The 4224-nt window shown below is 40.8% G+C and carries 4 protein-coding genes; 1 reads left to right on the top strand and 3 read right to left on the bottom strand.

Going from position 1 to position 4224, the window contains the following annotated elements; genetic code table 11:
- Positions 1–211: 211 nt before the first annotated feature.
- A complete protein-coding gene (locus DY78_RS00020; RefSeq protein ID WP_024626291.1) occupies positions 212–646 on the top strand; it encodes a MerR family transcriptional regulator in 435 nt (144 codons plus the stop codon).
- Between the two features lie 75 nt (positions 647–721).
- Here the strand turns inward: DY78_RS00020 and DY78_RS00015 are convergent, their stop codons facing one another.
- The 3 genes from DY78_RS00015 to DY78_RS00005 all read right to left on the bottom strand — a co-directional run bounded on the left by DY78_RS00015 (position 722) and on the right by DY78_RS00005 (position 4112).
- Complete coding sequence (locus DY78_RS00015) at positions 722–2311, bottom strand: hypothetical protein (protein ID WP_156404082.1); 1590 nt, start codon at positions 2309–2311, stop codon at positions 722–724.
- A 37-nt stretch (positions 2312–2348) separates the two neighbouring features.
- Entirely contained in the window at positions 2349–3071 is a 723-nt protein-coding gene (locus DY78_RS00010; RefSeq protein WP_024626293.1) for a WxL domain-containing protein, read from the bottom strand.
- Positions 3072–3509: 438 nt separating this feature from the next.
- Positions 3510–4112 (bottom strand): hypothetical protein, encoded by a 603-nt coding sequence (locus DY78_RS00005; protein ID WP_024626294.1) that lies wholly within the window; start codon positions 4110–4112, stop codon positions 3510–3512.
- Positions 4113–4224: the final 112 nt, after the last annotated feature.

Genomic DNA, 4224 nt, shown 5'->3' with positions numbered 1-4224 from the left:
AAGCTGATCTTTTTTGTCCGAACAGCGTTCGGATTAATTTTACAATCTACCATTAGTCATTTTATTTTCCTCCTAAAATCGTGCTGCTTTAACGATGAATTCATCATATAACTTCAAGTGCACTTTAAGTCAACACAAAAGTTCAAACTTGTTAAAATAAGTTTTCGTGTTATCATCATTGTTAAAGTAACTTGAAGAAAGGACGGATAATATGGCAACTGCTACTGAAAAAATTTATTCCATCGGGGACTTCGCTAAAGCGGTCGGTTTAACCGCCCCCACCTTGCGTTATTACGAAAACGAAGGTTTGATTGAACCGCATCGCCATGCCAATGGCCGTCGTTATTATGAAGAAAGTGACGTTAACTGGGTCAAATTTCTATTACATTTAAAAGGTACCGGCATGAGTATTAGCGAATTGAAGCAATACGTCGTCTGGCGTGCGGAAGGTGATGCTACCATTCCCCAACGTTTAGAGTTATTGAAGCAAGTCAAAGCAGACTTCTTAGTTCAATTCAATGAAGTTCAGCATCATTTGCAGATTTTGAATGATAAGATCAATTGGTACGAAGAAAAAGAGACTGGGATTACCACCGATAACGAAAACTTTGCGAGTTATCTACAACGCTTTGGACATCATGAATAGTTTTCCACTGTGGATAAGTTTTTTTGATTGATGCTTGTGAATATTAAAAAGCCGTAGCGGATTTCGCTACGGCTTTTATGCGGCGGGATTTGGGGTAATTTCCAATGTCCAAGTAATTTTTCCAGTATATGTTTCTGCTCGCATGTCAGGACCCGCATTGATAAATATGCCCTCACCTGCCTGGCCATTAAGCGTTAAAGTCTTCATAGCCGGTCGCACGCCGTCTTCTTCTTTATCCTCTAAAACAGGTGTCTGATCAGACAGGTCATACGCAAAGTTTCCATCACTGTAAGACAAAAAACGGTTTAAATCATTTCTTGAATTTGGGCCCGGTACCTTAGCCTGTGCAACCAACCTCCAACCATAACGCTTTCGTCGATTATCAGTAACCGTCAATTCCCATGTTTTGGGATACCAAATTGATTGCCGCACCAATGGGACTGGAAATTTACCAAAATCCAATTCTGTTTGATTCATGCTAAGCCCCAACACGCCCGGCTGTGATATTATTTTTATATTAATTGGCGCTGAATCAAACCACCCAGCTTTTGATGCATGCAAATTAAGGGTTAGGGTGTCATTGTCCTTTAATGCCTCAATTTTATTAGCAATGTCAGTAACATCGCTATGGTATGTTACCCCATCGGCTCCACCTGGCACATTCGTCGTTGCAATTTTAAATTTTTTGCATAGCATGTCGATGATATCCGCATCATTCTTCTCATGGACACTATCCAAATCATCCAAATAGAATTCTGGTTTAGGATCAGATTTAGTTAGTTTAATTTGCTGCTGCTTCAATGTTGTATGATCTCCAAAAATATTGCTTTCAGTCAAGACTACCGTATCATGAGTTTTAAAGAAATCTTGTAACCCATTCCCTACGGCCAAATCATACTTGCCACTCTGGTCAACGTCTTTCGTCACGTCATTAACGTTACTTGAAACCGTGCCATTGGGCGATGCGGTCCCAAAAATATGTTGGCTAGTTGTTCCGACTTGTTTATCAATTGACAAATTATACTTCATATCCGGGTCAGTTTTGAATGTTCCCAACGTATATCCATACTCAGTGGGATTGCCAACTAATTTAATTCTAAATCCAATATCAATTGGTAAACTTTCTTGGATACCACTCAAATCAACATTTAAATTTTTTTTCGAATCGCTTATTCTTCCACCGAATAAGCCTCCAAGAAAGTCTTGATTACTAAGAGTAATTTGATTATTCACTGCTTTAAAAAGTCCCTCAGACGGATTCAGTACCAATGACTTCCCTCTCGAATCCGTAATATCCATCCGTAAATATTCGAGTTTATGGCTGCCTTCTGATAGCTTGAATGGCCTACCCACATCTTCTTGTATATTTCCGGCTGAGTCAATACGACCATCATTACCAAACGTAACCGTCACATGCTTTGTGTTTTTAGTTAATCGCCCATTGACCACATTATCAGCAGTCATTGATACCAGACTGGGATAGTTAACAAGTGCGATACCAGCATCGTTGGTGTTACTAAGAATTAAGTTTTTCTTCCGACAGAAGTACTTACTTGGTTTAATAACATTTTGCTCGTTTGTAGCCGCCAATCCCACCATCACCCCAGAAGCCATCACACTAAATAAGACAACTAAGCTCATCAGCGTTTTTGTCATCTTTTTCAAGCAATCCATGACCTCACTCCCCCACATTTTTGTTCTCCTAGTTTTGAGGTACTGCTGCTAAAGTCCAATTTAGCCCCGTCTGATAAGCCCCCGGTTTAACCGAATTAGCTGGAATGTTTAGCTTAATTTGATTCGGATCAATTTGAACCGTAGTCATCCCCATTCCCGTTCCTTTCGGTGCAGTCAATAGGGGCTTTGACGTTGAAGTGCCGTCCAACGGAACTTCAACATTTTTAGAACTAATTGAAGCAGATTTTTCACTACTGCTCTTTACAATGCCTGCCGGGATAGATAATGTGACATTATTAGCAATCAGATGATTCCCATTTTCATCAGAATTAGTCGTTTGAAATGGGGCACCACTGATGTTTAATTGCCAACCAACTTGTGTTCCCCGGCCGTCAGCAATCTCAATAACAAACTTGTCATGCCACAGAGCCGACTGGGGTAAGGATGGCGAGTAATGATTATCATCCACAATACTGACCGTTTGTTGCCCAAAATCTAATGTTGACGTGATATATGCTAAGGTAAGCCCACTCGCACTAGGTACTAAACTGTTATTTATCGGTAGATCATCGGTTGCGGCAATTGTTTGCGGATTATCGGGATTAACTAGACTAACGGCACCTGTATTTGGTGTTAATTCGAACTTCGTAGTCGTTTCACCAGTTTGGTCAACCGCCTCTACCGCCAGGGCTGGGCTAATGGCAATTCCAAATACAATTAGGCTCAGCCAACTCCATCGCCATTTTTTCATGCGAACACCCTCGCTTTCAGTTAATACTTATTTATTTTGAGGCGTGTGCAACTATTGTTAATTAACTTTTCAAATTGAATTATAAGCACGTTATTTTAGCTTGGCAACTGTTGTGAAACACACCGAAATGGCGCTATAAAAATGTTTAGGACTCTATATTTAGATAACTAATATCAATTATTAATACACATTTTTCAATTAATGATTTACATAATATCTAATCTAGTCACATTTTTAATTTAGACTTATCCACAAGCATTTCTATCCACCATTATGCAAAAAATATATTCATACTACATTCAACTTGTGCTCTGTAGCTTATACACATCCTGACGCCACAAGAATCAGGTTGAAAAAGGCGTTCCTAATCAATATCAAAATATTTTTTTATCCTCGCAACAAAAAAACGACCACAATTATGAAAATTGCCGCCGTTTTTTAAATCGTCATCTGCCGATGCTTAATGGTGAACAACGCCGTCCAGTCAGCGTGGGTTGGTTCATACATTTGTAACTTATAATTGCGCAATACTGCTTCTGGATGAGTATCGTCAATCAACATATTAACTAGCACGATCCCTTGTGCGGTTGGTTTTTCAGCGGTCAGTTCCCAGTTTTCACCTGCTTGGGCAGCCCATGTTCGGCCACCTGCCGTTACGCGGACTAAGTGATCGACATTGCGATGCACCGGCTGCAAATCTTTGACCGGAGTCGGCTGAATCGCCACCTGATAAGGAACTTGCAACTGCAACATCGATTGGCCGGCTTGCTTGGTGGTCACTAAGGTCGGTTGCTTGAAAGTGGTCTGCACACTTCCCTTAATGGGCTCGCCAAAATAGGCAGTCCGCTGTTTGACTGGTAAATGCAAACGGACATCATTTTCAGCACCTGCCACCGGATGACCGGTCGTTGCGCGCACTGGTGGTCGGGTATTGGCCGCTACTTGTGGCGCTTTAGCGGGCCGGCTGTGTTCATAATACTGATAATGACTATAACCGCCAAGGATGCTCAAAAAACTCATGATAATCAGTCGTCGTTTCATCTCCGACCTACTTTCGAAAAATAATCGTACGTTGAGTATACCGGAATAGCTTAGTAATAAGGTAGATTGTAAAATTAATCCGAACGCTGTTCGGACAAAAAAGATCAGCTTC

The organism is Lactiplantibacillus fabifermentans DSM 21115, assembly GCF_000498955.2.
Lineage (GTDB): Bacteria > Bacillota > Bacilli > Lactobacillales > Lactobacillaceae > Lactiplantibacillus > Lactiplantibacillus fabifermentans.
The sequence above is the reverse complement of the archived record's forward strand: the minus strand, read 5'-3'. Positions and strand labels throughout refer to the sequence as shown.

Coding starts and splice junctions, on each gene's coding strand:
- DY78_RS00020 (WP_024626291.1), top strand. CDS start 212: ATGGCAACTGCTACTGAAAAAATTTATTCCATCGGGGACTTCGCTAAA.
- DY78_RS00010 (WP_024626293.1), bottom strand. CDS start 3,071: ATGAAAAAATGGCGATGGAGTTGGCTGAGCCTAATTGTATTTGGAATT.
- DY78_RS00005 (WP_024626294.1), bottom strand. CDS start 4,112: ATGAAACGACGACTGATTATCATGAGTTTTTTGAGCATCCTTGGCGGT.